The following is a 25872-nucleotide window of genomic DNA, read 5'->3' on the forward strand; positions in this document are numbered from 1 at the left end:
GGGCAATCATCCGAGTTTCAAATCGAGTTTTGCATTGAGATAGTCGAGCACCATCTGCCGCGCGGTACGCGGGTCCGGTCCTTCTTTGGAAAGAGCGGCGCGCAGCCACAAGCCATCGATGAGGGCAGCGGTCACGCGAGCAATGCCGTCGGCGTCCCGGCGTCCCATCATCTTCAGGGCATGCACCAGATTGTCGTGAAGACGCGAGATGATGATCTTCTGGACCCGGGCCAGCCGGTCGTTCTTCGGCACCTGCGCCCAGAATGCGAGCCAGGCGGAAACGCCTTCCGGCGAAAACTGATCGGGCGCGAGGTTGCCGTCGATGATCGCCAGCAGCCGTTCGACCGGCGAACTAGCCTGCTCCAGCCGCATGACCACGGCGTCCCGCAAGCGGTCGCCGAGCTGGCGCAGTGTCGCCTCCAAGAGGTCGGCCTTGTTGCTGAAATAGTGATGCACGATGCCGGTCGAGACGCCGGCGCGGGCGGAAATGCGGGAGAGGCTGGAATCGGCAAAGCCGAGCTCGTGGATCGACGCGATGGTCGCATCGATCAACTGCCGGCGCCTGATTTCCTCCATGCCGACTTTCGGCATCCTTACTCCTCGCGGAACTTTGATCTGGCTCCCACTTGCCGCCGGGAGCGGCCCGCCGCACACTTCCCGCAGCCTTTCCGGGGCCGAAAAGGGTGAAGATTGGAGCCTTTTCGGGTCGGATCCGGCAGGGTGGGCGAGGCATCCTGATGGTTTTATATTGGACGATCAATCAAAAAAAACCGTGGGATTTGCCGCCGCTCGACGATAATATGGCGTCCTGGCGAAACTTTTTTGCCAATTTGCCCCTAACTTTGAAGTCGCCCACAAGCAATCGACAACAAGCGGGGCAGCACGGGATGGCAACGGAAATGGGAGATAAATCAATGTTGATGCGTAAACTGCTCGCCGCTTCGGCGATGTCGCTGGTTCTCGGCGTCGCGGCCAATGCGGCGGTGGCGGCCGAGCCGGATTCCTGCAAGACCATCCGCATGGCGGATGTGGGCTGGACCGACAACACCGCGCAGAACGGCCTGCTGAAGAACGTCGTGAAGCCGCTCGGCTACGAAGTCAAAGAAGACGTCCTTGGCCTGCCGATCATCCTGGAAGGTCTGAAGAACAAGGATCTCGACTTCTTCCTCGACAATTGGATGCCGTCGAACGCCGCCAACGTGCAGCCCTATCTCGACGAGAAGTCGATCGATTCACTGCAGCCGAACCTGGTCGGCGCCGGCTATGGCCCGGTTGTCCCGCAATACGTCGCTGATGCCGGCGTGAAGAGCCTCGCGGACCTCGCCGCCAACACCGACAAGTTCGAAGGCAAGTTCTACGGCATCGAGCCGGGCAATGACGGCAACAAGATCGTCCAGGCCAAGATCGACGATCCGGCCAACAAGCTCGACGGTTGGGAACTGGTGGAATCCTCGGAACAGGGCATGCTCGTTCAGGCCGAAAAGGCCATCAAGAACAACGAGTGGATTGTGTTCCTGGGCTGGGCTCCGCACCCGGTCATGGGCAAGATGCCGCTTTACTACCTCTCGGGCTTCGAGGCTGACGGTTTCGGCGAAGCCAAGATCAACGCGCTGACGCGTCCGGGTTACACCACGGATTGCGCCAACATGGGCAAGCTGCTGGCGAACCTGAAGTTCGAGCTCAACATGGAATCGGCCGTTATGGAAACGATCCTGGCGGGCAAGGACGGTGAGACGGCAGCGGCCGAATGGCTGAAGGCCAACCCGGCCGTGCTCGATACCTGGCTCGCCGGTGTCACGACCTTCGACGGTCAGGACGGCGCTGCGGCGGTGAAGAAGGCCCTCGGCCTCTAATCCGACCACTGTGATATGAGCGGCCTTGGCCAAGGTGAGCCTTGCCAAGGCCGCTTTTCTTCATAAAGCTCGACATTCATCGCCGCACATCGCTGGGGGCAGGGCATGGAATGGCTGAACGAGATCGCTAAGTGGATTTCCGCGCGCGAGCACCGACTTCCGATCGGCGACTATGTGAAAAGCATCGTCGAATACCTGACGACGAACTACGATTCTGTCTTCGATTCATTCACCAAGATTTTCGAGGCCATCATTGAAGGGACATCCGACCTTCTGATCGGCATCCCGGCCCTGCTGCTGATCGCCCTGATCGCCGGGCTGGCCTACTATCTGCAGCGCAGCTGGAAGCTGGTGATCTTCGCCGTACTCGGCCTGCTGCTGACCCTCAACTTCAATCTGTGGAACCTCACCGTCCAGACCTTCGTCCTGGTGATCTATTCCACGGTCGTCTCGCTGATGATCGGTGTGCCGATCGGCATCATCGCCGCGCGTAGGCCTGCCTTCTATCAATTCATCAGCCCGATCCTCGATCTGATGCAGACGTTGCCGACCTTCGTCTATCTCGTGCCGGTGTTGAGCTTCTTCGGCCTCGGTGTCGTGCCGGCGCTCGTCGCCACGGTGATTTTCGTCGTCCCGTCGCCCATCCGCTTGACCTACCTCGGCATCAGTCAGGTTTCCAAACCGCTGGTCGAAGCAGGCGAGAGCTTCGGCTGCACGCGCTGGCAGCTTCTCACCAAGGTCAAGCTGCCGGCCGCCATGCCGACCATCATGGCGGGCGTAAACCAGACCATCATGCTGTCGCTCTCGATGGTCGTCATCGCGGCCCTGGTCGGTGCGTCGAGCCTCGGCAAGCCGGTGGTCCTTGCGCTTAACCAGCGCAACGTGCCTTTGAGCGTCGAATCCGGTCTTGGCATCGTCATCGTTGCGATCCTGCTCGACCGCATCATGAAGCAGCGGCGCCAGACGCCGCAGCGGAAGTCGTGAGCGGGGGCCTAGTATGAGCAATATCAACGCCGTCCGCTTTGAAAACGTCGACGTCATCTTCGGCGACCGCAGCAAGGAAGCGCTCCAGCTTCTCGATCAGGGCGAGGGGCGCGACAGCATCCTCGACAAGACCGGTTCGCTCGTTGCCGTCCATGATGCCTCGCTCTTCGTGAATGAGGGCGAGATTCTGGTGATGATGGGCCTGTCCGGCTCCGGCAAATCGTCACTCCTGCGCTGCGTCAACGGCCTCAACCAGGTCACGCGTGGCAAGGTCATGGTGCACACCGAGAAAGGCGAGGTGGATGTCGCCTCCTGTTCGGAGGAGACCTTGCGCCAGATCCGCCGCAAGCGGGTCTCGATGGTGTTCCAGCAATTCGCGCTGATGCCGTGGCTGACGGTCCGCGACAATGTCGGCTTCGGCCTGGATATCCGCGGCATGTCGAAGGCCGAGCGCGACCGGATCGTCGACGAGAAGATCGCCCTGGTGCGCCTCGATAAGTTTGCCGACAAATTCCCGCACGAGCTTTCCGGCGGCATGCAGCAGCGCGTGGGCCTTGCGCGGTCGTTTGCGACCGAGGCCGACATTCTGCTGATGGACGAGCCGTTCTCGGCACTCGATCCGCTCATTCGCGAGCATCTGCAGGACGAACTCATCGAACTGCAGCGAAAGCTCAAGAAGACCATCGTCTTCGTCAGCCACGATCTTGACGAGGCGCTGAAGATCGGCACCCGCATCGCCATCATGGAAGCGGGCAGGGTGGTGCAGTTCGCCGTGCCGGAGGAGATCATCCTCAACCCGGTCAACGATTGTGTCCGACAGTTCGTGGCGTCGATGAATCCGCTGACCGTCCTCAAAGGCGGCACGTTGATGCGGCCGGCGGGCGAGCTGGTGCGCGAGCCGGGGTCGAGCTTCATTCAACTGGATCGGGCCGGTCGCTGCCGCTGCCAACTCGACGAGGCGGGGAAGCCCACCAATCTCATCGTCAACGGACGGCCGGGCCAGTTCGTGGAATATTCCAGCGATCTTGATCTTGCCGCGATTGCCGAGAGCAACGTCATGGTGACGGGTCTCGACCGCACGCCGATGCGTGCGGCTGTGACGGTGCGCCAGCAGACCAAGCGCCCAATGGTGCTCCTTGGCGACGACGGGGCGCTGCTCGGCGTCGTCGGCGAGCACGAGATTTATCGTGGTATGCTCCGGCAGACGGAATATGCCAAGATAGGCGGGTCTCCACCCGACAAGGCCGTCGTCTAAATCATGCCCGAAATTTCCGATGCCATTCACGCCATCCTGTTCGACAAGGATGGGACTTTGTTCGACTTCTACAAGACGTGGGGGCCGGTCACGGAAGAGGCGGCCCTGCTCGTCGCCAAGGGCGATCCGGCGAAGGCGCGGCATATTCTCAAGGGCAGCGGCAAAGATCTCGATACGGGCAAGTACATTCCCGGCTCGCCGATCGCCTCGGGCAGCAACCGCGAGATTTCGGATCTCTGGGCGGATCTTGCCGGCCGCACCGACTATGACGTCGTCTATGAGGAAGTGCACAAGCTCTTCCTGAAGCGGCAGGCGACGGCGGCAACGCCGGTGACCGATCTCGATCTGCTGTTCGGGCGGCTCCGCGCGCGCGGCTTGTCGCTCGGTGTGGCGACGATGGACAGCGAAGAGTCCGCCCGCGCCTCAATGGCCCGCTTCGGCGTTCACGGCTCGCTCGATTTCATCTGCGGCTTTGATACCGGCCACGGCGTGAAGCCTGGTGGTGGCATGGTTGAGGCTTTCGCGCGGCACGTCAATCTGCGTCCGGCGATGGTCGCCGTGGTGGGTGACAGCCCGCACGACATGGCGATGGCACGGGCCGGTGGTGCGGGGAAGGCGATCGGTGTCTTGACCGGTGTCAGCCACCGCGAGCATCTGATGGATCACGGCGCCCATATCGTGATCGAGAGCATCGCTGAACTGGAAGCGATCCTCTAGCCCACGCCCCTCAGTCGAGGGTGATGACCTTGATCTTCTTGCCGGCGGTGGTGAGCGCCAGCTTGCCGTGCTTCAGCTTCAGGGCCTCTTCGCCGAAGATTTCGCGCCGCCAGCCTTTCAAGGCCTGGATGTCGGCGTGATCGTCGGCGGCGAGGGCCTCGAGATCCCCTGAATTGGCGATGAGCTTCTGCGCGACCTCGTTCTCGTCGCAATGGAACTTCAATAGCACGCGCAGCAATTCGATGATGGGGCCGAGGCCCGGGGGAATGTCGGGTCTTGGATCGAGGCGCGGCGCCTCGCTTTCGGGGATTTCGAGCCCGCGCTTCACGGCGGCGAGTACCCCGTCGCCGAGCTTCCCCTCGGCGAAGCTGCGCGAAAGACCGCGGCAGCGGGAAAGCGCGTCGACATCCTTGGGCGGATGGGCTGCGATCTCCAGCAGCGTCTCGTCCTTCACCAGCCGGTTGCGGGGCAGGTCGCGGGCCTGGGCCTCGCGCTCGCGCCAGGCGGCCACTTCCTTGAGGACGGCCAGGAACCGCGGCTTGTCGCTGCGGGTCTTCAGGCGCATCCAGGCGTTTTCCGGATTGGCCCGATAGGTATTGGGGTCGGTGAGGATCGCCATCTCATCCGCAACCCAATGCGCCCGGCCCGATTTCTCGACCTTGGCGTGGAGCTTTTCATAGACGGTCCGAAGATAGGTCACGTCCGAAAGCGCGTAGGAGAGCTGCTTCTCGGTCAGCGGCCGGTGCGACCAGTCGGTAAAGCGGGAGGATTTGTCGATCCGGGCGCCGGCGAGCTTGGTGGCCAGCGTCTCGTAGCTCGCCGCATCGCCGAAGCCGCAGACCATCGCGACCACCTGGGTATCGACGATTGGGGTCGGGACTTTCCCCGTCATGCGGACAAAGATTTCCACATCCTGCCTCGCCGCGTGGAAGACCTTGGTCACCTTCTCATTGGCCAGAAGCTCAAAAAGAGAAGATAAATCAATGCCATCGGCCAAGGCATCGATGGCGGCGGCCTCATTGGGACCAGCCAACTGCACCAGGCACAGGACCGGCCAATAGGTCTTGTCCCGCAGAAACTCGGTGTCGATGGTGATATAGGGCGCCGACGACAACCGTTGGCAAAAAGCGGCCAAAGTGGCGGTATCGGCAATGACGGTGGGGAGTGGCTTCGCTGTGACCATGTTCATCAAGGTAAGCTATAGCGAGGCCACCCGAGTCAAGGGAAGCGCCTCGTTTGCAATGCGGGAATGCTCGACGAGAACCTGCTGAAACCCTTGACAATCCGCCGCTTTCCGCGTCTTTTGCGGCCCTGATCCGAAGACCCAACCTCGCTAAAACGCGTCTGTTTTCAAGGACTTCCCAAGATGCATGCCTATCGCTCCCATACCTGCGGCCAATTGCGTGCCAAAGACACGGGTGAGACCGTCCGCCTGTCCGGCTGGATCCACCGCAAGCGCGACCATGGGAACCTGGTCTTCATCGATCTCCGCGACCATTACGGCCTGACCCAGTGCGTGCTGGATATCTCGAACCCGATCTTCAAGCAGGTCGAACAGACGCGCCTCGAGAGCGTCGTCACCGTGACCGGCAAGGTTGTGGCGCGCACGGCTGAGACGAAGAACCCGCGCATGCCGACGGGCGAGATCGAAGTCGTGATCCAGGATTACGCCGTCCAGGGTACCGCCGAGGTGCTGCCGCTGCAGGTCAACAGCGACGAGGATTACAGCGAGGAAATCCGCCTCACCAACCGCTTCCTGGATCTCCGCCGCGACAAGGTCCACCGCAACATCGTGCTGCGCGCCAACGTCATCGCGAGCCTCCGCCGCCGCATGATCGCGCAAGGCTTCACCGAGTTCCAGACGCCGATCCTCACCTCGTCCTCGCCGGAAGGGGCGCGCGACTTCCTGGTGCCGTCGCGCCTGCATCCCGGCAAGTTCTACGCGCTGCCGCAGGCGCCGCAGCAGTTCAAGCAGCTCCTCATGGTGGCGGGCTTCGACCGCTATTTCCAGATCGCGCCCTGCTTCCGCGACGAGGACAGCCGCGCCGACCGTAGCCCTGGCGAGTTCTACCAGCTCGATTTCGAAATGTCGTTCGTGACCCAGGAAGACGTCTTCCAGGCGATCGAACCGGTGCTGCATGGCGTGTTCGAGGAATTCGCCGAGGACCGCGTCGTTTCGGCGATGCCGTTCCCGCAGATTCCCTATGAGGAATCCATGCTGCGCTACGGCTCCGACAAGCCGGATTTGCGCAACCCAATCCGCATCACCGATGTAACGGAAGTTTTCCGCGGTTCCGGCTTCGGCATCTTCGCGAAGGCCGTCGAGGGCGGCTCGGTCGTCCGCGCCATTCCGGCGCCGGGTGCGGCTGCAAAGCCCCGCTCGTTCTTCGACAAGCTCAACGATTGGGCGAAGGCGGGCGGTGCTGCCGGTCTCGGCTACGTCATCTTCGAAGCGGCCGGCGCCAAGGGCCCGATCGCCAAGAACCTCGACGAAGCGCGTTTGGCACAGTTGAAGGAACAGGCGGGTCTGAAGGATGGCGACGCTGTCTTCTTCTCCTGCGACAAGAAGCTCGCCGCTGCGAAGTTTGCGGGTTCGGTGCGCACGCGCCTGGGCGAGGAACTCGGCCTCATCGATCCGAAGAAGTTCGAATTCTGCTGGATCGTCGACTTCCCGATGTACGAGCTCAACGAAGACACCGGCCAGATCGAATTCAGCCACAACCCGTTCTCGATGCCGCAGGGTGGCTTGGAAGCGCTCCTCACCAAGGATCCGCTCACCATCAACGCCTTCCAGTACGACATCGTTTGCAACGGCATCGAATTGTCGTCGGGCGCCATCCGTAACCACCGCCCGGACATCATGTACAAGGCGTTCGAGATCGCCGGCTATCCGGCCTCGGTGGTCGAGGAAAAATTCGGCGGCATGCTCAACGCATTCAAGTTCGGCGCGCCGCCGCACGGTGGCTCGGCACCGGGCATCGATCGTATCGTTATGTTGCTCGCCGAAGAGAAGAATATCCGCGAAGTCATTGCTTTCCCGCTCAATCAGCGCGCCGAGGATCTGCTGATGCAGGCACCGACCGAAGTGCCGGTGGCGCGGTTGAAGGAATTGAGCATTCGCCTCGATTTGCCTTTGACCAAAAAGTAGGTCAGTATCCGGCCAAATCCCGCGCTGCGGAGGCCCCACCGGACCCAAACCGGTGGGAAAAAGGGCCGGCAAATCAAACGCTGGCGGGCGCCGGTGATCGGACCAATATCCAGGGGAGCGGATGTCCTTACCCTTCGATGACGGCTTCACCGTTCCGGCCGAATGGGCTGATCATGCCCGTTGCTGGATGGCGTGGCCGACCCGCGCGGAAAGCTGGGGCGAGCATCTGGACGCGGCGCGCGACTGCGTCGCGGAACTCGCCAATGCGGTGGCCGAGTTCGAGCCGGTTTCGATGATCGCCAAACCCAAGAATGTTGCCGAGGTTTCCTTGGTGACCGGCTCCGGCGTCAGCCAGGTCTCGATGAACCACGACGATTGCTGGATCCGCGACATGGGGCCAAGCTTCATTGCTGGCAAGGGCGGCGAGCTGGCCGGCGTTTACTGGCGATGGAATGCCTGGGGCCATCGGTTCGAGGAATTCGAGCGCGACGCGGCCGTCGCCGAAGCGATGCTCGATCAACTCGGCATGCGCCGCTATCAGGGTGATCTGGTGCTCGAAGGCGGCGCCATCGGCACCGATGGCGAAGGCACGCTCATCACCAGCGAGAGCGTTCTGCTCAATCCCAACCGCAATCCGAACCTCACCAAGGAACAGGTCGAGGAACAGCTGATCCAGATGTTGGGCGTGCGGCACATCATCTGGCTGGGCGAAGGCTTGCAGGATGACATGCGCGGCGGCCAGGTCGAAAATTTGGCGCGCTTCATCCGCCCCGGTGTCGTGGTGGCGAACGCCTGCAGCGATCCGGCCGACCCGAACCACAAGGTCTGCACCGACAATCTGCAGCGCCTGCGCCAGACGCGCGACGCCGCGGGTCGTGAGCTGGAGATCATCGAGATTGAGCAGCCCCGGCCACGCTTCGACACCGAAGGGCGTCGTCTGGCTCTTTCCTACGTCAATTTCTACATGGCCAACGGCGCGGTCATCATGCCGGCTTTCGAAGATGGGCCTGCCGACAAGCGCGCCTATGATATCGCCTCGCGCATCTTCCCCAAGCGCGAGATCGTGCAGCTGCCCTCCATCGAGCTCGCCTTCGGTGGCGGCGGCATCCATTCCATCTGCCTGCCGCAACCGGCCGGCACCATCGCGAAACCGCTCTGACCGAGCCACGGAATATAGACGCGCAAGACCTCGTTGCGTTGATCGCCGCGCGGGTCGCGACCGTTCCACGCCTCATGGTCGGGATTGCCGGTCCACCCGGCGCCGGCAAGAGCACCCTTGCCGAAAGCCTCTGCACGCGTCTCAATGCCGATCTCGCCACGACGCCCGCCGCCATCGTGCCGATGGACGGTTTTCATTTCGATGATGCCGTCCTTGAGGCGCGCGGGCACCGCCCCCGCAAGGGCGCACCCCACACATTCGATGTTGCGGGCTTCCATCATCTGCTGACGCGGCTGCGCGGGAATGAGCCGGAGGTGGCGCTGCCGGTCTTCGACCGCAGCCAAGAACTCGCCCGCGCTGGTGCCCGCATCGTAACGCCGGCACAGCGCATCCTGCTGGTCGAAGGAAATTACCTGCTGCTGAAACAGGATCCTTGGGCGAAGCTGAAGCCGCTCTTTGACCTCACGGTCTTCCTGCCCGTGCCGATTGGCGAACTGGAGCGCCGACACATCCAGCGCTGGCTCGGCTACGGCTTTACCCCAGAGGCCGCCGAAACGAAGGCCCGCAGCAACGACATCCCCAATGCCGAACTGGTCGTGCGGGACAGCGCGCCGGCGGATTTCAATCTGATCTACTGATTACTGCGCAGGAAGGCCCGCATCGCAGCCAAGCCTTCCGGGACATAAGTGCGCCCGAAGCCGATGCGGAAGCGGTCGCTCGGTGTTGATGTCAGGTCCGAGGCGTAGAGGCTCGGTGGCAGCAGGACAATGCCGGCTTCCTCGACCAGCCGGCGGCAGAAGGTCTCGACACCGTCCTTGCCCAGATAGCGCGGGTAGGCGATGCAGCCGCCATCCGGGTGGCGCCAGTCGAAGAGATCCGGAAACTCGCCAAAGAAGGCATCGACCGCAACGAGGTTGCGCGCGATGAGGTCGCGGTTGCGGCCGATGATCTTGTCCGATGCCTTGAGGGCGATGACGGCCAGATGCTCGCTGGGCCCGGCATTGCAGATGGAGAGGTAATGCTTCACGCGCTCCATTTTGTAGAGCAGGGCATGGTCCTTCGACGCGATCCAGCCCACGCGCAGGCCGGGCAGACCATAGGCCTTCGACATAACGCCGAGCGTCAGACCCTTCTCATAGGCTTCGATGGCGGAGGGAAGGCGGATCTCCGCAGACCGCTCAAGGCCGCGATAGACTTCATCCGAGAACAGCCAGATGCCGTGCTGGCGGCACAAGGCCACCAGTCCGTCGAAGGTTGCGCGGTCGATCACCTTGCCGGTCGGGTTGTGCGGGAAGTTGACGGCGATGAGCTTGGTGTTTGGGCGGATGGCGGCCTTCACCTTGTCCAAGTCGAGCGACCAGTTGTTGTCGGGATCGAGGGCGACACCGCTCGTCGCGCACAGCGCCTTCGGCAGCTCCTCGCTCGATTGATAGTTGGGCGTCACCACGATGGCATGATCGCTTTTGTCGAGCAGCGCATGCATCGCGCAGAAGATGCCTTCCTCGGCGCCGGCAAAGGCCAGGATGTCTTCCGGAACCACGCCCTGATAGGTGGCGGCGACCGCCGCGCGAAGGGCAGGGGTGCCGGTCGGCTCGATATAGTGGAGCGGCAGCTCGTCCCAGGCGGCGCGGTCTTCGGGCGTCGCCATCGCCAGCAATTCCTGGAGGCTCAGGGTTTGCATGTCCGATGCCGTCATATGATAGCGGCAGGCGAACTCCCACTTGCCGAGATAGGTCTCCAGGCGGAAATCGGGCAGCATGGTCATGGTGTTGTTTCCTTGAGACGGCGGGCATCGCCCAGCAAATTGTAGATAGTGGCGCGCGACACGCCCAGCGCATCGGCCACATGGAGCGCCGCGTTGCGGGTCGCAAAAAGATTCTGCGCATCGAGCGACGCCATCAACGCCACACGGTCGCTGCGATCGAGCGCCTTCAAAGTCAGCTGCTTCTCCTGCAGAAAGGCTCGGATGCCCAGATTGATCTGCTCGCGCCAATCCTGCGCGAAGATCGGCTCGGGGCGGGGCTGCTGGCTCTCGGTGAAGGCGCCGATCAGCGCCATCGCTTTGTCGAACATGGCGAGATCGAAATTGATGCAGAGCAGCCCGACACGGCGGCCGGCCTCATCCTTCAGGATGGCGCTCACGGATTTCAGCCGGCCGCCATCGGGTGCCGCCTTTTCATAGGGGCCATAAACATCCCTCTCGCCGATCAATTCCGGATCGTCGCCGAGATGCGATGGATCGCCGATCTTGCGCTTGGAAAACGCATTCCAGATTCCCGCCACCCGGTCCGACCGCAGATCATGCACCACCACCTCCGCCTGGGGCGCCAGCAAGGCGGCAATGGCAGCGGCGGTTGGAAAATGCACGGCCAGACTGCCGGGCGCTTTGGGAAGGGTGCGGCTCATCTGGAGACATATGATCTAAAATAGACGAAGTGTCAAATTTGGATCTGGAGTGTTCTGCGTGCTGTCGTTCCGTAAATGTTCTTGACAAAACACTAGGAATGTTGTACTAATAGAGCTGTGCACACATCACCCGCTCCCCATCCGGAGCCGCTCGGTTGTCCCTCGGCGCAAGTCCAGCGATGGACGCAGGCCGAAAGCATCCGCCCCTGGTTGAGAGGGGCAGGCCTGGTCGGCGGCCACAAGGCCCGACCCCCCGGATCAGCGGGTGAGCGATCCTCCGCGAGTCCCGGGTCACAGGACGCTCCCCCAGGGTTGCGGCGGTTAAGCCAGCCCCCGCCGGACCCGATGCGGTGACCGGGTTCCCCTCCTGGAGGGCAGGAAGCCATCCACGTCACAGCCGGCAACGAAACGGCTGCCATAGCTGCCCGAGCGGGTCCGGATGGGGAGACGTGGATCATCGAATGAATTTGGCGAGAGCTTTCAGTCCCACCCCCACCCAACCCTCCCCCTGAAGGGAGAGGGGATCTCATCGAGTTTGCTGCAGCGCGCGTGCGAATTCCGCACCAAAGCCCTCTCCCTTTAGGGGGAGGGTTGGGTGGGGGTGTGGGCGCAAGCCGAATGCGGGTGCGCGCAAGCGCGCACAAGCCGCCGCGCGACGGACCTCGCCGACGATCTACCCGCGCCGCATCCGATAGAGAACATGCCGCAGCAAGGGGTGATCCGCCGCCAGCATCGGGTGATCGAAATCGTCGCGCGCATCATGCGTCAGTCCCAGCCGTTCCATCACGGCGCAGGAGCGAACATTGCTGACCGTGGTGAAGGAAACAATCTCAGGAAGTTTCAACGTCCCGAAACCGAAATCGAGCACAGCGCGCGCTGCCTCGGTGGCATAGCCCTTGCCCCAATGCGCGAAAGCCAGCCGCCAGCCGATTTCGACGCAGGGCGTGAAAGGCGCCTCGAAGCGCGGGCGCGACAGGCCGACATAGCCGATGAAATCGGCAATGCCAGGAACCTCGACGGCCCAGAGGCCCCAGCCATGCTCGGCGATATGCGCCGCGATGCGATCGGCGAATGCGTCACTTTCCGCACGCGTCATCGGACCTGCCAGCGTCGCATAGACGCGCGGATCGTTGTTGAGCGCGGCGAAGGGCGCCTTGTCCGTTTCCCGCCACGGGCGCAGCAGCAGCCGCTCCGTGACGAGAGTTGCCATTACATCCGGTCCGGGACGCTGATGCCCAGAAGCTCCAGGCAGAGTTCCAGTTCCTTCAGCACCAATTCCGCCAAGGCGAGGCGCGAGCGGCGGCGGGCCACATCCTGTTCGGAGAGGATATGGAACGCGCTGTAATAGGAGCTGAAAGTCTGCGCCAGGTTGAAGGCGAAATCGGCGATGCGGTTCGGGGCCAATTCGGCATAGGCCGAGGTGATGGCATCCGGCATGTGCCCCAGCATCAGCACCAGATCGCGCTCACCTTCCTCCGGAGGCAGGATGGCGGCGGGCTTGTCGCCCTGGGCCTCCGCCTTCTTCAGCAGCGATTTCACGCGGACGGCGGCGTAGAGCAGATAGGGGCCGGTCTTCCCCTCGAAGCGCGAGAAGCGATCGATGTCGAAGACGTAATTGGCGATCGGGTTGTTGCTCAGATCAGCGAATTTCAACGCCGACACGCCGACCTTCTTCGCGATGTCGTCGCGTTCCGCTTCCGAATAATCGGCGCCGAGCCCATGCTCGTTGAGCTTCTTCAGCGCTTCGCCCGACATCATCTGGATGAGGTCGTCGAGGCGCATGACGCCGCCGGCCCGCGTTTTGAACGGCTTGCCGTCGGTGCCGTTCATCGTGCCGTAGCCCAAGTGGAACAGGCTGCCTTTGCCGTTGATGCCGGCCTTGATCGCGGCGCGGAACACCTGCACGAAATGCAGGCCCTGGCGATGGTCGACGACATAGATCGACCGGTCCGGGTTCTGGCAATTGACGCGGTCGATGATGGTGGCAAGGTCGGTCGTGCCGTACATGGCGGCGCCGTCGGATTTAATGAGGATCAGCGGCGGAATGTCCTGCTTGTCCGTCTCTTCCTTCACCGGAATGATCAGCGCGCCCTTGTCCTCGATGGCGACGCCCTTTTTCTTCATCTCCTCGACCATCGGCGGGATGAGGTCGTTGACGCAGGCCTCGCCCTTCCACAAATCGAAATAGACGCCGAGATTGCCATAGTCGCGCTTCATCGCGTCGACCGAGATGTCGAAGAAATGCTGCCACACGGCGCGGTAGCCGGGGCGGCCTTCCTGCAGTTCAGCGGTCGCCTGGCGCGCGCGCTCAAGCCGCGCCGGGTCCGCTTTGCAATCGCCGGAGGCCTTCGGATACATCTCCTCGAGCTGTGCCAAGGTGACGGGGCTTTCCTTCGGATAGGGGCCGGTGAACTTGGCATCGAAATAGGGGAGGTCGGGCTGACGGATTTCCAATTCGGAAATCAGCATGCCCATCTGCAGGCCCCAATCGCCCATATGCACATCGCCGATCGTCTCGTCGCCGACGAACTTGAAGATGCGGCGCAGGGAATCGCCGATGATGGCGGCGCGCAGATGGCCGACATGCATGGGCTTGGCGATATTCGGTCCGCCGTAATCGAGCACCACCACTTCCGGCTTTGCTTTGACCGGCTGCCCGAGGCGCGGGTCAGTGGCGACACGGTTCATCGCCTGGCCGAGATAATCGTCGGTGACGCTGAGATTGATGAAACCGGGACCGGCCAGCGACACGTCGCGGAAGATCGGGTTGGCCTTCAAGGCCTCCGCCACCTTCTCGGCAATCGCGCGCGGGTTCTGCTTCGCGGCCTTGGCGGCGGCGAGCGCCCCGTTGCACTGGAACTGGCCAAGGTCGGGACGGCCGGACACGATCACCTGGCCGAAGGCTGGGTCGAGGCCTTGGCCCTTGAAGATGGCGCCGGCAATGTCGCTGAGCTGGGCGGTAAAGGAAGTCATCTCATCAATCCAACGAAAAGGGGCCCGCGCACCGGCAAGCGGCGGCGGGCGATGACGGTTTATAGCGGATCAGAACGCGACGTCGCCAGTCGATGTGCGGTCGCGGCGGCGGGCGCGTTTGGTGGCCTGGACCGGGTCCTCGCCGGACAATTGGGCGGTGGCGCCTGCCGTGACCGGACCCAGGCGGGCGACGATGGTCTCGATGGTGGGTTTTTCACCCGGCGTATAGGAATTGAGGGCACTGCGCATATGGACCAGATGCTCGGCCGAGGTGCCGCAGCAGCCGCCCACGATCCGCGCCCCGGAATCCCGCGCCAAGCGGCTGTAATCCGCCATCAGGTCCGGGGTGCCGTTATACTTGATCTTGCCGTTCTCGAAGAACGGGATGCCGGCATTTCCTTTGGCGATGATGACATCGCCCGGCCGCGCCGCCGCCGACAGCTGCACGATGGTAGCGGTCAAATCCGAGGCGCCGACGCCGCAATTGGCGCCATAGGCCACCGGCTTCGGGTCCAGCGTGTGGACGAAATCGACGAAATCGGCGGGGCTCAGGCCCATCATGGTGCGCCCGTTGGTGTCGAAGCTCATGGTCGTGACGATGGGGAGGCCCGTCGCGGCGGCGCCCTTTACGGCAGCACTGACTTCTTCCTTGGCGGACATGGTCTCGATCCAGATGACGTCGGCACCGCCGGCTTTGAGAGCCTCCGCCTGCTCGCGGAAGGCGGCAATGGCGTCTTCTTCGGTGAGGGCGCCGAGCGGCTGCAGCAGCTCGCCCGTCGGGCCCATCGAGCCAGCGACCACCACGTCTCGACCGCTGCGGTCGGCAACCTTGCGGGCCAGCTCGGCCGCGCGCTTGTTGATCTCCAGGACCCGGTCTTGGGCGTTGTGCAGCTTCAGCCGATAGCGCGTTCCGCCGAAGCTGTTGGTCAGAATGATGTCCGACCCGGCCTTCACGAAGTTCTCGTGCAGCGCCTCGATCCGCTCCGGATGGTCGAAGTTCCACAATTCCGGCGCGTCGCCCGCCTGCAGGCCGACCTGGAACAGGTTGGTCCCCGTGGCGCCATCGGCCATCAGGAAGGGCTTTTCCGCCAGCAGGCGCAGGAAACGGTTGGTCATCGGGCAGATCCTAACTCGCGGCGCCTTTGTTCACGCCATGTTCATCATATAACGAGATTGTTATATAGCTCGCAACCTAAGGCTTTCCGCCCTCTGGTTCAAGGCAAGAGATTGGTTAAACTGCGCCTCATGGCCGCCGACCAAATCCCCTCCGACCCAGCCCAGTATTGGCCCGACACGCCGGCCCCCGGCTGGCTCACGGACGAGGAGCGGCAGGCCTCGCTCGACGGCATTCTCGCTGAGCGGGACGGGCCGATCTGGATCTTCGGCTATGGCTCTCTGCTGTGGCGCCCGGCCTTTCAATCGGTTGAGAGCCGGCTTGCGACCCTCACCGGTTATCACCGCCGCTTCTGCCTGGTGATGCGCCGCTTCCGCGGGACCGAGGAATGTCCGGGCCTGATGCTGGGCCTCGATCGTGGCGGCCTCTGCCGCGGCATGGCCTTCCGCCTCGACGACGTGACGGTCGATGAGGACCTGAAAGGTTTGTGGCGGCGCGAGATGGTGACCGGCGGCTATCGCCCACGCTGGGTCAAGCTGAAGACACCCTTGGGACCCTTGCGCGGCATCACCTTCGTCGCCAACCGTGCCAATGAGCGCTACCTGAAACCGCATTCCCTCGACTATGCCGCCGAGATGATTGCCGGCGCCTGCGGTCCCGTCGGCAGCAACGCCGAATATCTGCACGCCACGCACGAGCATCTGCTCGGCCTCGGCATCAACGACCGCGGCCTCGCCAGCCTCGACAAGCTGGTGCGCGAGAAGTGCGCCGCGATCAAGCGCTGATCGGCAGAGCCGCGCCGCGACTTACTGTTCGGCGAAGGCCTTTTCGATGACGTAGTGGCCGGGCTGGGCGACGCTGCCTTCGGTGAAGCCACGGGCCTCGAAGATCGGGCGGAGGTCGGCGAGCATCGCGGGCGAGCCGCACAGCATGATGCGGTCGTCCGCCGAGTTGAGCTGCGGCAGGCCGATATCGTTGCAGAGCTTGCCGTTCTCGATGAGATGCGTGATGCGGCCGTTATGCTTGAAAGGCTCGCGCGTCACCGTCGGATAGTAGATGAGCTTCTCGCGCACCAGCTCGCCGATGAGTTCATGCGCCGGCAGTTCCTTTTCCAGGAAGTCGGCATAGGCGAGTTCGTTGATGTGGCGGACACCGTGGACGAGCACGATCTTCTCGTACTGGTCATAGACTTCCGGGTCCTTGATCAGGCTGAGGAACGGCGCGAGGCCGGTGCCGGTGCCGAGCAGATAGAGATGCTTGCCGGGCAGCAGATTGGTGGGCAGCAGCGTGCCGGTCGCCTTGCGGCCGACCAGGATCTTGTCGCCGGCCTTCAGATGCTGAAGGCGCGAGGTGAGGGGACCGTCCGGCACCTTGATGGAGAGGAACTCGAGCATGTCCTCATAGGCGGCACTGGCGATCGAATAGGCGCGCAGCAGCGGCTTGCCGTTGACCTCGAGGCCGATCATCGTGAACTGGCCGCTGGCGAAGCGGAACGCGGGATCGCGGGTGGTCTTGAAGGTGAACAGGCGATCGGTCCAATGGTGGACGTCGGTCACTTCCGCCTGCAGCAGATTGCTCATGATCTCTTCTCTTCACCAAATCAGCGCAGCCGCCGGGTGGGGTAGCTGTTGTTGCGTTGCAGCATTGAATAGTTGATGCGCGCTGTCTAACCGGAAAACGACAGAATATCAATCGCCGGCAATGGCTTAACCCGCACCGATGAGTGTGAATTCCTCACATCGAGGCCCGATCATATATGCGATTGCAACTGATTTGCAAATATGATCCGCGACTGCCTGTCGGTAACGTCCTGACAAGACGCGATTATCGCGACGGAGCTGCCGGCAACCGGCAGGCAAGCCACGCCAGGAGCGCCGCCACCGATGCGGAGCTATGCATGCCTGCATTGGCGCAGCGTCAATTTCTCATCTCTCCAAGCGGCAGCGATGTCAGATAGCCTTAAGCATCCTGTGGCTAAGTCGCCGCGGGAATGCACAATAAGCCCAGCTGATTCGGCAGTGAAAGGGGATGGTGTCATGAGCGTGTCGCGGCAAGGTTATTCGGGTCTGCAGATCCTGTTGCATTGGCTGATCGCGGCTTTGGTCCTGTTCCAACTCATCTTCGGCGAGAGCATGGGCGAGGTGAAGGACGCGCTCGAGCAAGGGCTGGTGCCCGATCCGGCTGAGCAGACGATGGCTGATGCGCATTACTGGGTTGGCATCGCGATCCTCGTTCTGGTCGCCCTCCGCATCATCGTCCGCGTCGCGCAAGGGGCGCCGGCACCAATCGGCAGCGGCCCGCAGCTCCTCGTTGCCAAGGCCATTCATGGCATCTTCTATCTGCTGCTCATTGCCGTGCCGGTGACGGGCCTCCTCGCTGTCTATGTGAATGAGGAGATCGGCGAGGTGCATGAGATCGGCAAGCCGCTCTTCATCGCTTTCATCGTGCTCCATGCGCTGGGTGCCTTGTTCCATCACTTCAAGCTGAAGGACGAGACGCTGCGCCGGATGTTCGTGCCGCGCTGAGCTGAGGCCCGCTCAGCCGCGAATGAAGGCGGCGATTTCAGCGAGCGACTGATCCGCCTCGGGGAGATCAGCCTCGAATTCGAACACGTGCCACATCCCTTCAAAGACGCGGAGTTCACAATCGATGCAGGCAGCGCGCAGCTTGGTCGAGAGGCGTGCGCAATCGGAGAGGAAGAGATCGCGCGTGCCGGTGGTGATGAGCGTCTTGGGGAAATCGGCGGGGAAGTCGGCGTAGATCGGCGAGAGCTCCGGCGCGTTGAGCGCGCGCCCGTTGGCGTAGGCCGTGGCGGCGGGTTCGAGCGTCAGTTCGTAATGCAGCCACGGATCGTTGCCGACCAGGGTCGTGAGCGTATCGCCGGTCTTGGTGAGGTCTGACCAGGGCGACATCAACGCCGCCTTCGCCGGCTTCTCCTCGACCTTGAGCATCAGGGCCAGGGCGAGCCCACCGCCCGCCGATTCACCCGAGACCGTCAGCGCCGCCGCGCCATAACGCGCGGCGAGGGTCGCATAGACCGCTAGACCATCCTCCAACCCCCGTGGAAACGGATGCTCGGGCGCCAGCGCGTAATAGGGCGCATAGACCCTGCGCTGTGTCAGATGCGCCAGCCGCGCCGTGATGGCGAGGTCCTCATCGGGCGACCCCTGCACATAGCCGCCGCCGAAGAAATAGAGGATGGCAGCGTTGCCGGTGACGGTTACCGGCGTCACCACCTGCGTGCGCACGCCGCCGATCGTTTCCTCGGTGAGTGTGACACCGAGACCATCCGCCAGCGCCTTTGCGACCGGCCCGAACATCTCTGCACTCGCCTTGCGCCGCTCGCGGATGGCGTTGAGCTCCATCGAGCGGGCGGCGATCGCGGGGGAGTCGCTGAGCAGCGCTCGGGCTTGGGGGCTGATGGTGGTGGTCGGTGGCACGCGCATGGAAGACCTCTATTTTAGACGCGGGCGCAGCTTGTCATGGCCTGCGCAGATCGGCCATGCACATGTTAGATATTCCAAAGCCCCGTGGTTTCCAATGTCGGAATATCATCTTTCATTGTGATTTTATAAAATGCGCCACCGCCGGCCAGCAATCCCCAAACCGAGCCAGCAAACCATGTCACTTCTCTGGTCTGAGCATCCTCGTCTCTCTCTCCGAAAAATGTGATCGCGCGCGACCCATCAGATGTCAAAGTCTCTCCCATATTGTTCTCGTGGCAATTTGCTCCATCAACAAACGTCAGCTTGGCAACTCCAGCTACCGCTTTGCTCAGTGAGTCGAGCAAAGCTGCACTTACTGGCAGCGGCTTATTCTCCGATTGAATTGATGTGCACAGTATCAGCGGCATATCATTCTTGTCGCGATGGAGAGTTTTGATTTGATCCATGAAGACAATGTAGGCCTCTTTCTCAATCGGTGAAAGATCGTCGCCAGGTGATGAAGTTGGGGATGTGCTAGCACAAGCGCTGCAGACCATCGCAATCAAGCACCATGCACGGCAGTAGCCGAGTGTTGTCATTGGTGTTCTGTGAAGCATTGTTGTCCTTTTCGATCTCAATAAATAGGCGGATGGGACTCCACACTAAATGCTGCGGTCCTGCGGCCGACTTGGGTATGGGACCAGGAGAGGGAAGCGAATACGATACTCGTACCATCTTGTCATGGCCCGCGCAGGCGGGCCATCCACGAGTTGCTTCCTTCATGCCACCAGTAACACGCGGGTCCCTTGCCTGTGCGGTCGATGACGAATGGAAATTGGCTGGCGTTGGGAGCATTGAAGAGTTTGTGCGCATTGCTGGATGCAAGGGATAAACAGGAGGCAGTTACCACGTCAGTGTGCTGCGCGCTGCCAGAAATGGTTGATTATCTTGTTTCAACTGTAGTTCACTGCAGCAGCAGCGGCGAGCGGGGGGCGTCTGTGCTGTGGCCGACAAGTGGAGTGATTCTATGGACGATTGGACGATGAGCGATGAACGAGAGTTTATGGAGAACTTGCTGAACGAGCGATTTAACTTCTATCTCGTCGTTTATGGCGCAGTCGTCGTGAGTGCAGGTACAGTGGAGTCTTGGTTCGCAAAGATGATAATTCTTATCGTAGGCGCAATACTACTGGCGCTACTCCTACTCACCATTGGTCGTGCACAGGTGAAGTTGGACTATATTATTGGAGAACTGTGCGCAACAAAGACAGCTGTGCGGCTGGGACACTGCCATCCGGTTGCCGTGATCGACGAGAGGGCGAGACACTCAAAGACCTTCCCTCGGGGTAGGAGGCGGCTGGTTGGATTCTATATTCCTGCCTTCTGCTTTGTAACAGTCTATTTGGCCGCAGCATTCGCCTCCTGCTTTGTGATTTGAACTCGCGCAGGAGATATTCAATACAGATGCCTGTGTCTTGGCGGTTTAGGAAGTTAATGTCTCGCCTTGTGCTGGCTTCGCTTGGCGTTGCAATTCTTCTCTATTTTGTTGTGTGGTTGGCTGCTGGCGTCTAACGTCAAATGTCGGTCCATGAAACCGCGTGCCGGTGCGCCGAAAACAATCGTATAGAGCAAAAAAACGCCCCGGTCTTTCGGCCGGGGCGTTTCGTTTGGTCTCCGCTGAATCCCTCGCTCAGGTGCGCGGCTTCAGGTTCTCTGGGTCGTAGAGGGGCTTGTAGCCGACACCGGCGACTTCGACCGGATACTGCTCGCCGAAATACTCGACGATGAGTTTGCGGCCCACCTGGCAGTAGGACCAGGGGAGGTAGGCGAGAGCGATGTTCTTGCCGATGGTGGGACCGTAAGCGACCGAGGTGGTGAAGGAGTGGCGGCCGAGGCTGTCGACCAACGTTTCCTTCGTCTCGGGGTCCATCACCGGCATGATGCCGACCGGGTAACGGGCCACACCCTTGCTGTCCTTGTTGTCGGTCATCACCAGCGTGCAGAGCATCGCGACCTGGTTCGGCAGCGCGCGGTGGCGGATGTTCGCCGCCTTGCCGCGGAAGTCGGATTCCTTGACCTTCGGTCGCTGCAGATCGCTCTCGATGAGGTTGTACTCAGTGAGGAGATCCGCGTTCTGCAGCCGGAGGCTCTTTTCCATGCGGCGGCTGTTGGCGTAGGTCTCGACGCCGAAAGCCATGACACCGGTCGAGCGCAGGGCATCCCAGACGGCGAGGCCGTCCTCGTACTTCATGTGCAGTTCCCAGCCCTGTTCGCCGACATAGGAGATGCGGAAGGCGGTGACGGGCTTGCCGCCGATCTTGATCTGCTTGATGGCGGCGAAGGGGAAGGCGGCGGGTTCGAGACCGGCCGGATCCTCGACGACCTTCTGTAGCGTCGTGCGGGCATTGGGACCCCAGATGCCGATGGTCACGTACTGCGCCGCGACGTCGGTCACCTTGACGTTCATCCCCTTGTCCTCGGCCATGCGGCGGACATAGTGAAAGTCGCGGGGGCCGGCATCGGCGCCGTCGATGACGCGGATGCGGTCGGCCATGCGGATGACGGTCAAGTCGGCGCGCACCATGCCCTCGTCATCGAGGAAGTGGGTGTAGATGCCCTTGCCGATATTGGCATCGCCACCGATCTTGGCGGCGCAGATCCATTCCATCAGTTCCACATGGTCCGGACCTTCGACGTCGAACATGTAGAAGTGGGAGAGGTTGACGATGCCGCAATCCTCGCTCATGGCGAGATGTTCGGCGTTCGAGACGCGCCAGAAATGGCGATTGTCCCACTCGTCGGCGCGCACCGGCACGCGGTCGCCGTACTTTTCCAGGAGATGCTCGTTGGCCTTGTAGCCATGCGCGCGTTCCCAGCCGCCGAGTTCCATGAAATAGCCGCCGAGTTCGACTTCGCGCGCGTAGAAGGGCGAGCGCTTGACGTTGCGGCCGGTGTCATAGGGTTCGCGCGGATGGACCGCCGGGTTGTAGATCTTGCGCGCCGCTTCGCCGCAACGGCCTTCGATGAATTTCTCTTCCAGCATGTGCGGATAGAAGCGCGAGAAGTCGATGCGGTTATGGTCGATCGCGGTGCGGCCGTCGGTCATCCAATCGGCCACCAGCTTGCCCATGCCGGGCGCGTCCTTGACCCAGATGCCGACGGCATACCACAGGCCGCGCGCCTTCTGGCTTTCGCCGATCGAGGGGCCGCCATCGGTCGTGACCTGCAGCAGGCCATTGAACGAGCGCTTTTCCTCATAGCCGAGGTCGGCGAGGATCGGCGTCAGCTCGATGGCGCGCTCCAGCGGCTCGAGGATCTGGTCCATGTCGAGATCGCGCTGCGAGGGCGACAGACGGGCCTGTTCCTTTTCGAGGAGATCGCGCGGGTGGACGAGGCGCGGGTTCTTTTCCTCGTAATAGCCCCATTCGATCATGCCGCCTTCCGAGGTCTTCGGATCGCCGGTATCGCGCATATAGGCGGAGTTGCCCTGGTCGCGCAGCAGCGGCCAGCCGATTTCCTTGCCGGTGCCCTTGAATTCGTCATAGGGGCCGAAGAAGCACAGCGGATGGTCGACCGGCATGACGGGAAGATCTTCGCCCGCCATCTCGGCGATGAGACGGCCCCAGAGGCCGGCGCAGACGACGACATAGTCGGCCATGATCGTGCCGCGCTCGGTCACGACGCCCTTGATGCGGCCGTTTTCGATCACCAGCGACTTCGCCGGCGTGTTGGTGAAGATCTTGAGCTTACCCGAGGCTTCGGCCTGGTTGACGAGCTTGCCGGCAACGGTCTGCGAGCGCGGGATGACGAGGCCGGCATCCGGGTCCCAGAGGCCGCCCTGGACCTTGTCTTCCTCGATGAGCGGGAACTTCTTCTTGATCTCGGCTGGGCCGACGAGGCGCGCGCGGGTCCCGAACGCCTTGGCGGAGGCGACCTTGCGCTTGATCTCGTTCATGCGGCCTTCGTCGCCAACGCGCGCGATTTCAAGACCGCCGATGCGCTCGTAATGGCCGAGCTTGCTGTAGAAATCGACCGAGTAGATCGAGGTCCAGCAGGACAGGTAATCGTGGCTGGTCATATAGCAGAAGTCGGACGCGTGCGCGGTCGACCCGATGTCGGTGGGGACACCGGACTTGTCGATGCCGACGATATCGTCCCAGCCGCGTTCGATCAGGTGATGGGCGACGGACGCGCCCACGATGCCGCCCAAGCCGACGATGACGACCCTGGCCTTTGCCGGAAACTCTGCCATTTCCCGAGACTCCAATGTGGTAATTCCGGCCGACTATATGGCGGCGGCCGGGCGATTGCTGCCTGTTTGCGACATTAGCAAAATGGGGCGCGACAAGGGCTGGGCTAATTTGGCCTAAGCGGCGGTTTTCCTGTCGGAAATCGGGGCGGGTGCGGCAATCCGACCCCAGGCGGGGGGCGGGTTCGGCCCCATGACGCAAATAGGACAAGTTGCGCGCCTTTGCCCCAGAATCCAGATTTATCAAGCTTTTCCGGAATGGCGCGTTTGGCGCGTTCTGGAAAGCGTCTGTCGCGCATCCGCTAGAGCAAGAGGGCGTCCGGTGACGATATGATCGTCAAATAATCATCACCCTATTAGTTTGATTCACGGGAAAGGCCCTCAAACATGTCCACAGCGGAACAGACAGCGGAAGCCGGTGGCCGTCGCGCGCGCGGCGGTGCCGATGCGCGCCGGGCGCAGCGCCAGAAGCCCAAGCTGGTGCAGAACCCCTATATCGTCCGCAAGATCCCGCTGGTGACGGTGCTGGACGAGGAAGGCCTTGCTTTGATGGAGCGGAACGCCGACACGATCCTGCAGGAAGTCGGTATCGAATTCCGCGACGAGCCGGAGGCGCTTGAGCTCTGGAAAAAGGCCGGTGCCGATGTGAAGGGCACCCGCATCAAATTCCCGCGCGGCCTCTGCCGCTCGATCGTCCAGAAGTCGGCGCCCAGCCAGTATATCCAGTACGCCCGCAACCCTGAGCGCAATGTGCAGATCGGCGGCAACGCCACGGTCTTCGCGCCGGTCTATGGCCCGCCCTTCGTGCGCGACCTCGACCAGGGCCGCCGTTATGCGACCATCGCCGACTTCCAGAATTTCGTGAAGCTCGCCTACATGTCGCCCTCGATCCATCATTCGGGCGGCACGGTGTGCGAGCCGGTCGATCTGCCGGTCAACAAGCGGCACCTCGACATGGTCTACAGCCACATCAAATATTCGGACAAGCCGTTCATGGGCTCGGTCACGGCGCCGGAACGCGCCGAAGACACGGTCGAGATGGCGAAGATCCTGTTCGGCGCCGATTTCGTCGCCAAGAACACGGTGCTGACCAGCCTCATCAACGCCAACTCGCCGATGGTGTGGGACGGCACGATGCTGGGCGCCATGAAGGTTTACGCCCGCAACAACCAGGCCTGCATCACCACGCCGTTCATCCTGGCGGGTGCCATGAGCCCGGTGACGGCCGCCGGCACCATCGCCCAGGTTCTGGCCGAGGTTCTGGCCGGTGCCGCGACGGCGCAGCTCTACAACCCGGGCGCCCCGGTGATCTTCGGCGTGTTCGCGTCCTCGATCTCGATGCAGTCCGGTGCGCCGACCTTCGGCACGCCGGAGCCGACGCTGGTCTCACTCGCCTGCGCACAGCTTGCCCGTCGCCTGGGCTTGCCGTTCCGTACCGGCGGCTCGCTGTGCGGTTCCAAGATCGCCGATGCGCAGGCCGCCTATGAAAGCGCCCAGACCTTGCTGCCGACCCTCCAGGCCGGCACCAACTTCGTGCTGCATGGCGCGGGCTGGCTCGAAGGTGGCCTCTCGGCAGGTTACGAGAAGTTCATCATGGACGCCGATCAGCTCGGCATGATGCAGACGCTCGCCAAGGGCATCGATCTCTCGGAGAACGGCCAGGCGCTCGACGCCATCCGCGAAGTGGGTCCGGGCAGCCATTTCCTCGGCTGCGCCCATACCCAGGCCAATTTCGAGACGGCCTTCTATCGCTCCAACATCGCCGACAACAATTCGTTCGAGCAGTGGGAAGCCGAAGGCGCCCAGGACGCGGCCCAGCGCGCCAACAAGATCTTCAAGCGCATGCTGGCCGATTACGAAGCCCCGGCGCTCGACCCGGCCATCGACGAGGCGCTGAAGGAATTCATCGCCAAGAAGAAGGCGGCGGTTCCGGACAGCAACGTCTGAGCCAAGGCAAGAAAAGGGGCGTCCCGCGAGGGGCGCCCTTTTTTTTGTTTGTGGCGGCAGCGGATGTGGCGGCTCACTTCTCGATATAATGGCCGTAGACCAGGACGTGCGTCGGTGACTTGCCGTTGGCGGAGAGAGGGAGGAACAGCGTCTCCAGTTCGACATGGCGGTCGTCGGGAATGATATCGACCGAGAAATCGACAATGCCGCACGGATGCGCGATGGCCAGATCGTAATTCTCGAGGACGAAAGCCAAGGCATCGCCGGCATAGATGTCGCGGACCGATTTGCCGGTCGGGTTGTAGCCGCGCATCTCGGCGGCGCGGCGGCCGACGCGCAGATAGCGGTAATCGTGCGTCTCAGGAAGGATCTCGGTGACGAGAAGGCTCTCCGCCAGATCGGCGACGGCGGTGCCGCCATCCCATGTCGCGAGGCTTGGCGCGATACCCTCGGCGCCGCGGAGGGCGAACCAGGCATCGTAGATTCGCCGCGTGGCGTTGCTGGCGCGTGCCATGGCAAGCTCGCACGGGATTTTGTCGCTCGGCCCCAGCATGGTGCCGCCCGGCCCGATGATCGTGCGACCGCGCCCAGTCACTGATCCTTGCCCAGTCACTGTCCCTCGCCCTGTTGCCACCGAAAAAC

At 62.3% G+C, this 25872-nt stretch carries 23 protein-coding genes; 11 read left to right on the top strand and 12 right to left on the bottom strand.

From position 1 onward, the window contains the following. Positions 1 to 6: 6 nt before the first annotated feature. Positions 7 to 591, bottom strand: a complete 585-nt coding sequence (betI, locus tag ACE3PP_RS10285; RefSeq protein ID WP_374381507.1) for a transcriptional regulator BetI — start codon at positions 589 to 591, stop codon at positions 7 to 9. A 323-nt stretch (positions 592 to 914) separates the two neighbouring features. Here betI and choX point away from each other — a divergent pair, with 323 nt between their 5' ends. The 4 genes from choX to ACE3PP_RS10305 all read left to right on the top strand — a co-directional run bounded on the left by choX (position 915) and on the right by ACE3PP_RS10305 (position 4809). Next, entirely contained in the window at positions 915 to 1853 is a 939-nt protein-coding gene (choX, locus tag ACE3PP_RS10290) for a choline ABC transporter substrate-binding protein (protein ID WP_374381511.1), read from the top strand. 105 nt (positions 1854 to 1958) lie between these two features. Further along, positions 1959 to 2837 (top strand): choline ABC transporter permease subunit, encoded by an 879-nt coding sequence (choW, locus tag ACE3PP_RS10295; RefSeq protein WP_374381514.1) that lies wholly within the window; start codon positions 1959 to 1961, stop codon positions 2835 to 2837. Positions 2838 to 2850: 13 nt separating this feature from the next. Then, complete coding sequence (gene choV / locus ACE3PP_RS10300) at positions 2851 to 4092, top strand: choline ABC transporter ATP-binding protein (protein ID WP_374381517.1); 1242 nt, start codon at positions 2851 to 2853, stop codon at positions 4090 to 4092. Positions 4093 to 4095: 3 nt separating this feature from the next. Then, positions 4096 to 4809: an HAD family hydrolase gene (locus ACE3PP_RS10305; protein WP_374381520.1), complete on the top strand. Its 714-nt coding sequence runs from the start codon at positions 4096 to 4098 to the stop codon at positions 4807 to 4809. Positions 4810 to 4819: 10 nt separating this feature from the next. Here ACE3PP_RS10305 and rnd read toward each other — a convergent pair whose 3' ends face one another. Then, positions 4820 to 5998 carry a ribonuclease D gene (gene rnd / locus ACE3PP_RS10310; protein ID WP_374381523.1) on the bottom strand — a complete coding sequence of 393 codons (1179 nt, stop codon included), beginning with the start codon at positions 5996 to 5998 and terminating at the stop codon, positions 4820 to 4822. A 177-nt stretch (positions 5999 to 6175) separates the two neighbouring features. On the opposite strand from rnd, the gene aspS reads away from it, so the two are divergent. The 3 genes from aspS (at position 6176) to ACE3PP_RS10325 (ending at position 9754) form a co-directional block, all read left to right on the top strand. Next, a complete protein-coding gene (aspS, locus tag ACE3PP_RS10315) occupies positions 6176 to 7957 on the top strand; it encodes an aspartate--tRNA ligase (protein ID WP_374381526.1) in 1782 nt (593 codons plus the stop codon). 121 nt (positions 7958 to 8078) lie between these two features. Next, positions 8079 to 9116 (top strand): agmatine/peptidylarginine deiminase, encoded by a 1038-nt coding sequence (locus ACE3PP_RS10320; protein WP_374381528.1) that lies wholly within the window; start codon positions 8079 to 8081, stop codon positions 9114 to 9116. A gap of 14 nt (positions 9117 to 9130) precedes the next feature. Continuing rightward, on the top strand, positions 9131 to 9754 hold the full coding sequence (locus ACE3PP_RS10325) for a nucleoside triphosphate hydrolase (protein ID WP_374381801.1): 624 nt from the start codon (positions 9131 to 9133) through the stop codon (positions 9752 to 9754). On the opposite strand, the gene ACE3PP_RS10330 is transcribed toward ACE3PP_RS10325, so the two are convergent. The 5 genes from ACE3PP_RS10330 to bmt all read right to left on the bottom strand — a co-directional run bounded on the left by ACE3PP_RS10330 (position 9748) and on the right by bmt (position 15611). Continuing rightward, the gene (locus ACE3PP_RS10330) at positions 9748 to 10881 is read right to left on the bottom strand and encodes an aminotransferase class I/II-fold pyridoxal phosphate-dependent enzyme (RefSeq protein ID WP_374381531.1); all 1134 of its coding nucleotides are present in this window, start codon (positions 10879 to 10881) and stop codon (positions 9748 to 9750) included. The two genes, ACE3PP_RS10325 and ACE3PP_RS10330, sit on opposite strands and share 7 nt — an antisense overlap. Beyond that, positions 10878 to 11522: a transcriptional regulator gene (locus tag ACE3PP_RS10335; RefSeq protein WP_374381534.1), complete on the bottom strand. Its 645-nt coding sequence runs from the start codon at positions 11520 to 11522 to the stop codon at positions 10878 to 10880. The genes ACE3PP_RS10330 and ACE3PP_RS10335 overlap by 4 nt, the downstream gene beginning before the upstream one ends. Positions 11523 to 12195: 673 nt before the next feature. Further along, positions 12196 to 12732: a GNAT family N-acetyltransferase gene (locus ACE3PP_RS10340; RefSeq protein ID WP_374381537.1), complete on the bottom strand. Its 537-nt coding sequence runs from the start codon at positions 12730 to 12732 to the stop codon at positions 12196 to 12198. After that, on the bottom strand, positions 12732 to 14495 hold the full coding sequence (gene argS / locus ACE3PP_RS10345; protein ID WP_374381540.1) for an arginine--tRNA ligase: 1764 nt from the start codon (positions 14493 to 14495) through the stop codon (positions 12732 to 12734). The genes ACE3PP_RS10340 and argS overlap by 1 nt, the downstream gene beginning before the upstream one ends. 69 nt (positions 14496 to 14564) lie before the next feature. Continuing rightward, positions 14565 to 15611 carry a betaine--homocysteine S-methyltransferase gene (gene bmt / locus ACE3PP_RS10350; protein ID WP_374381543.1) on the bottom strand — a complete coding sequence of 349 codons (1047 nt, stop codon included), beginning with the start codon at positions 15609 to 15611 and terminating at the stop codon, positions 14565 to 14567. 129 nt (positions 15612 to 15740) lie between these two features. On the opposite strand from bmt, the gene ACE3PP_RS10355 reads away from it, so the two are divergent. Further along, positions 15741 to 16394, top strand: coding sequence for a gamma-glutamylcyclotransferase (locus tag ACE3PP_RS10355; RefSeq protein ID WP_374381546.1), 654 nt, complete (start codon positions 15741 to 15743; stop codon positions 16392 to 16394). Between the two features lie 21 nt (positions 16395 to 16415). Here the strand turns inward: ACE3PP_RS10355 and ACE3PP_RS10360 are convergent, their stop codons facing one another. Beyond that, positions 16416 to 17189, bottom strand: a complete 774-nt coding sequence (locus ACE3PP_RS10360; protein WP_374381549.1) for a ferredoxin--NADP reductase — start codon at positions 17187 to 17189, stop codon at positions 16416 to 16418. Positions 17190 to 17645: 456 nt separating this feature from the next. Here ACE3PP_RS10360 and ACE3PP_RS10365 point away from each other — a divergent pair, with 456 nt between their 5' ends. Beyond that, positions 17646 to 18134: a cytochrome b gene (locus ACE3PP_RS10365; protein WP_374381552.1), complete on the top strand. Its 489-nt coding sequence runs from the start codon at positions 17646 to 17648 to the stop codon at positions 18132 to 18134. Between the two features lie 12 nt (positions 18135 to 18146). On the opposite strand, the gene ACE3PP_RS10370 is transcribed toward ACE3PP_RS10365, so the two are convergent. Both ACE3PP_RS10370 and ACE3PP_RS10375 read right to left on the bottom strand, forming a co-directional pair. Continuing rightward, entirely contained in the window at positions 18147 to 19055 is a 909-nt protein-coding gene (locus ACE3PP_RS10370) for an alpha/beta hydrolase (RefSeq protein ID WP_374381555.1), read from the bottom strand. A gap of 65 nt (positions 19056 to 19120) precedes the next feature. Then, entirely contained in the window at positions 19121 to 19633 is a 513-nt protein-coding gene (locus ACE3PP_RS10375) for a hypothetical protein (protein ID WP_374381558.1), read from the bottom strand. A gap of 428 nt (positions 19634 to 20061) precedes the next feature. Between ACE3PP_RS10375 and ACE3PP_RS10380 the strand changes: the two genes are divergently transcribed. Continuing rightward, positions 20062 to 20472: a hypothetical protein gene (locus ACE3PP_RS10380; RefSeq protein ID WP_374381561.1), complete on the top strand. Its 411-nt coding sequence runs from the start codon at positions 20062 to 20064 to the stop codon at positions 20470 to 20472. 252 nt (positions 20473 to 20724) lie between these two features. On the opposite strand, the gene ACE3PP_RS10385 is transcribed toward ACE3PP_RS10380, so the two are convergent. Then, on the bottom strand, positions 20725 to 23286 hold the full coding sequence (locus ACE3PP_RS10385; protein WP_374381565.1) for an FAD-dependent oxidoreductase: 2562 nt from the start codon (positions 23284 to 23286) through the stop codon (positions 20725 to 20727). A 384-nt stretch (positions 23287 to 23670) separates the two neighbouring features. Between ACE3PP_RS10385 and ACE3PP_RS10390 the strand changes: the two genes are divergently transcribed. Next, on the top strand, positions 23671 to 25230 hold the full coding sequence (locus tag ACE3PP_RS10390) for a trimethylamine methyltransferase family protein (RefSeq protein ID WP_374381568.1): 1560 nt from the start codon (positions 23671 to 23673) through the stop codon (positions 25228 to 25230). Between the two features lie 73 nt (positions 25231 to 25303). Here ACE3PP_RS10390 and ACE3PP_RS10395 read toward each other — a convergent pair whose 3' ends face one another. Further along, positions 25304 to 25825: a hypothetical protein gene (locus ACE3PP_RS10395; RefSeq protein WP_374381570.1), complete on the bottom strand. Its 522-nt coding sequence runs from the start codon at positions 25823 to 25825 to the stop codon at positions 25304 to 25306. Positions 25826 to 25872: the final 47 nt, after the last annotated feature.

It is taken from the genome of Dongia sp. (assembly GCF_041910485.1).
GTDB lineage: Bacteria > Pseudomonadota > Alphaproteobacteria > Dongiales > Dongiaceae > Dongia.

Excerpts from the sequence above, each read along its gene's own strand:
- betI (WP_374381507.1), bottom strand. The coding sequence starts at position 591 with ATGCCGAAAGTCGGCATGGAGGAAATCAGGCGCCGGCAGTTGATCGAT.
- choX (WP_374381511.1), top strand. The coding sequence starts at position 915 with ATGTTGATGCGTAAACTGCTCGCCGCTTCGGCGATGTCGCTGGTTCTC.
- choW (WP_374381514.1), top strand. The coding sequence starts at position 1,959 with ATGGAATGGCTGAACGAGATCGCTAAGTGGATTTCCGCGCGCGAGCAC.
- choV (WP_374381517.1), top strand. The coding sequence starts at position 2,851 with ATGAGCAATATCAACGCCGTCCGCTTTGAAAACGTCGACGTCATCTTC.
- ACE3PP_RS10305 (WP_374381520.1), top strand. The coding sequence starts at position 4,096 with ATGCCCGAAATTTCCGATGCCATTCACGCCATCCTGTTCGACAAGGAT.
- rnd (WP_374381523.1), bottom strand. The coding sequence starts at position 5,998 with ATGAACATGGTCACAGCGAAGCCACTCCCCACCGTCATTGCCGATACC.
- aspS (WP_374381526.1), top strand. The coding sequence starts at position 6,176 with ATGCATGCCTATCGCTCCCATACCTGCGGCCAATTGCGTGCCAAAGAC.
- ACE3PP_RS10320 (WP_374381528.1), top strand. The coding sequence starts at position 8,079 with ATGTCCTTACCCTTCGATGACGGCTTCACCGTTCCGGCCGAATGGGCT.
- ACE3PP_RS10330 (WP_374381531.1), bottom strand. The coding sequence starts at position 10,881 with ATGACCATGCTGCCCGATTTCCGCCTGGAGACCTATCTCGGCAAGTGG.
- ACE3PP_RS10335 (WP_374381534.1), bottom strand. The coding sequence starts at position 11,522 with ATGAGCCGCACCCTTCCCAAAGCGCCCGGCAGTCTGGCCGTGCATTTT.
- ACE3PP_RS10340 (WP_374381537.1), bottom strand. The coding sequence starts at position 12,732 with ATGGCAACTCTCGTCACGGAGCGGCTGCTGCTGCGCCCGTGGCGGGAA.
- argS (WP_374381540.1), bottom strand. The coding sequence starts at position 14,495 with ATGACTTCCTTTACCGCCCAGCTCAGCGACATTGCCGGCGCCATCTTC.
- bmt (WP_374381543.1), bottom strand. The coding sequence starts at position 15,611 with ATGACCAACCGTTTCCTGCGCCTGCTGGCGGAAAAGCCCTTCCTGATG.
- ACE3PP_RS10355 (WP_374381546.1), top strand. The coding sequence starts at position 15,741 with ATGGCCGCCGACCAAATCCCCTCCGACCCAGCCCAGTATTGGCCCGAC.
- ACE3PP_RS10360 (WP_374381549.1), bottom strand. The coding sequence starts at position 17,189 with ATGAGCAATCTGCTGCAGGCGGAAGTGACCGACGTCCACCATTGGACC.
- ACE3PP_RS10365 (WP_374381552.1), top strand. The coding sequence starts at position 17,646 with ATGAGCGTGTCGCGGCAAGGTTATTCGGGTCTGCAGATCCTGTTGCAT.
- ACE3PP_RS10370 (WP_374381555.1), bottom strand. The coding sequence starts at position 19,055 with ATGCGCGTGCCACCGACCACCACCATCAGCCCCCAAGCCCGAGCGCTG.
- ACE3PP_RS10375 (WP_374381558.1), bottom strand. The coding sequence starts at position 19,633 with ATGACAACACTCGGCTACTGCCGTGCATGGTGCTTGATTGCGATGGTC.
- ACE3PP_RS10380 (WP_374381561.1), top strand. The coding sequence starts at position 20,062 with ATGGACGATTGGACGATGAGCGATGAACGAGAGTTTATGGAGAACTTG.
- ACE3PP_RS10385 (WP_374381565.1), bottom strand. The coding sequence starts at position 23,286 with ATGGCAGAGTTTCCGGCAAAGGCCAGGGTCGTCATCGTCGGCTTGGGC.
- ACE3PP_RS10390 (WP_374381568.1), top strand. The coding sequence starts at position 23,671 with ATGTCCACAGCGGAACAGACAGCGGAAGCCGGTGGCCGTCGCGCGCGC.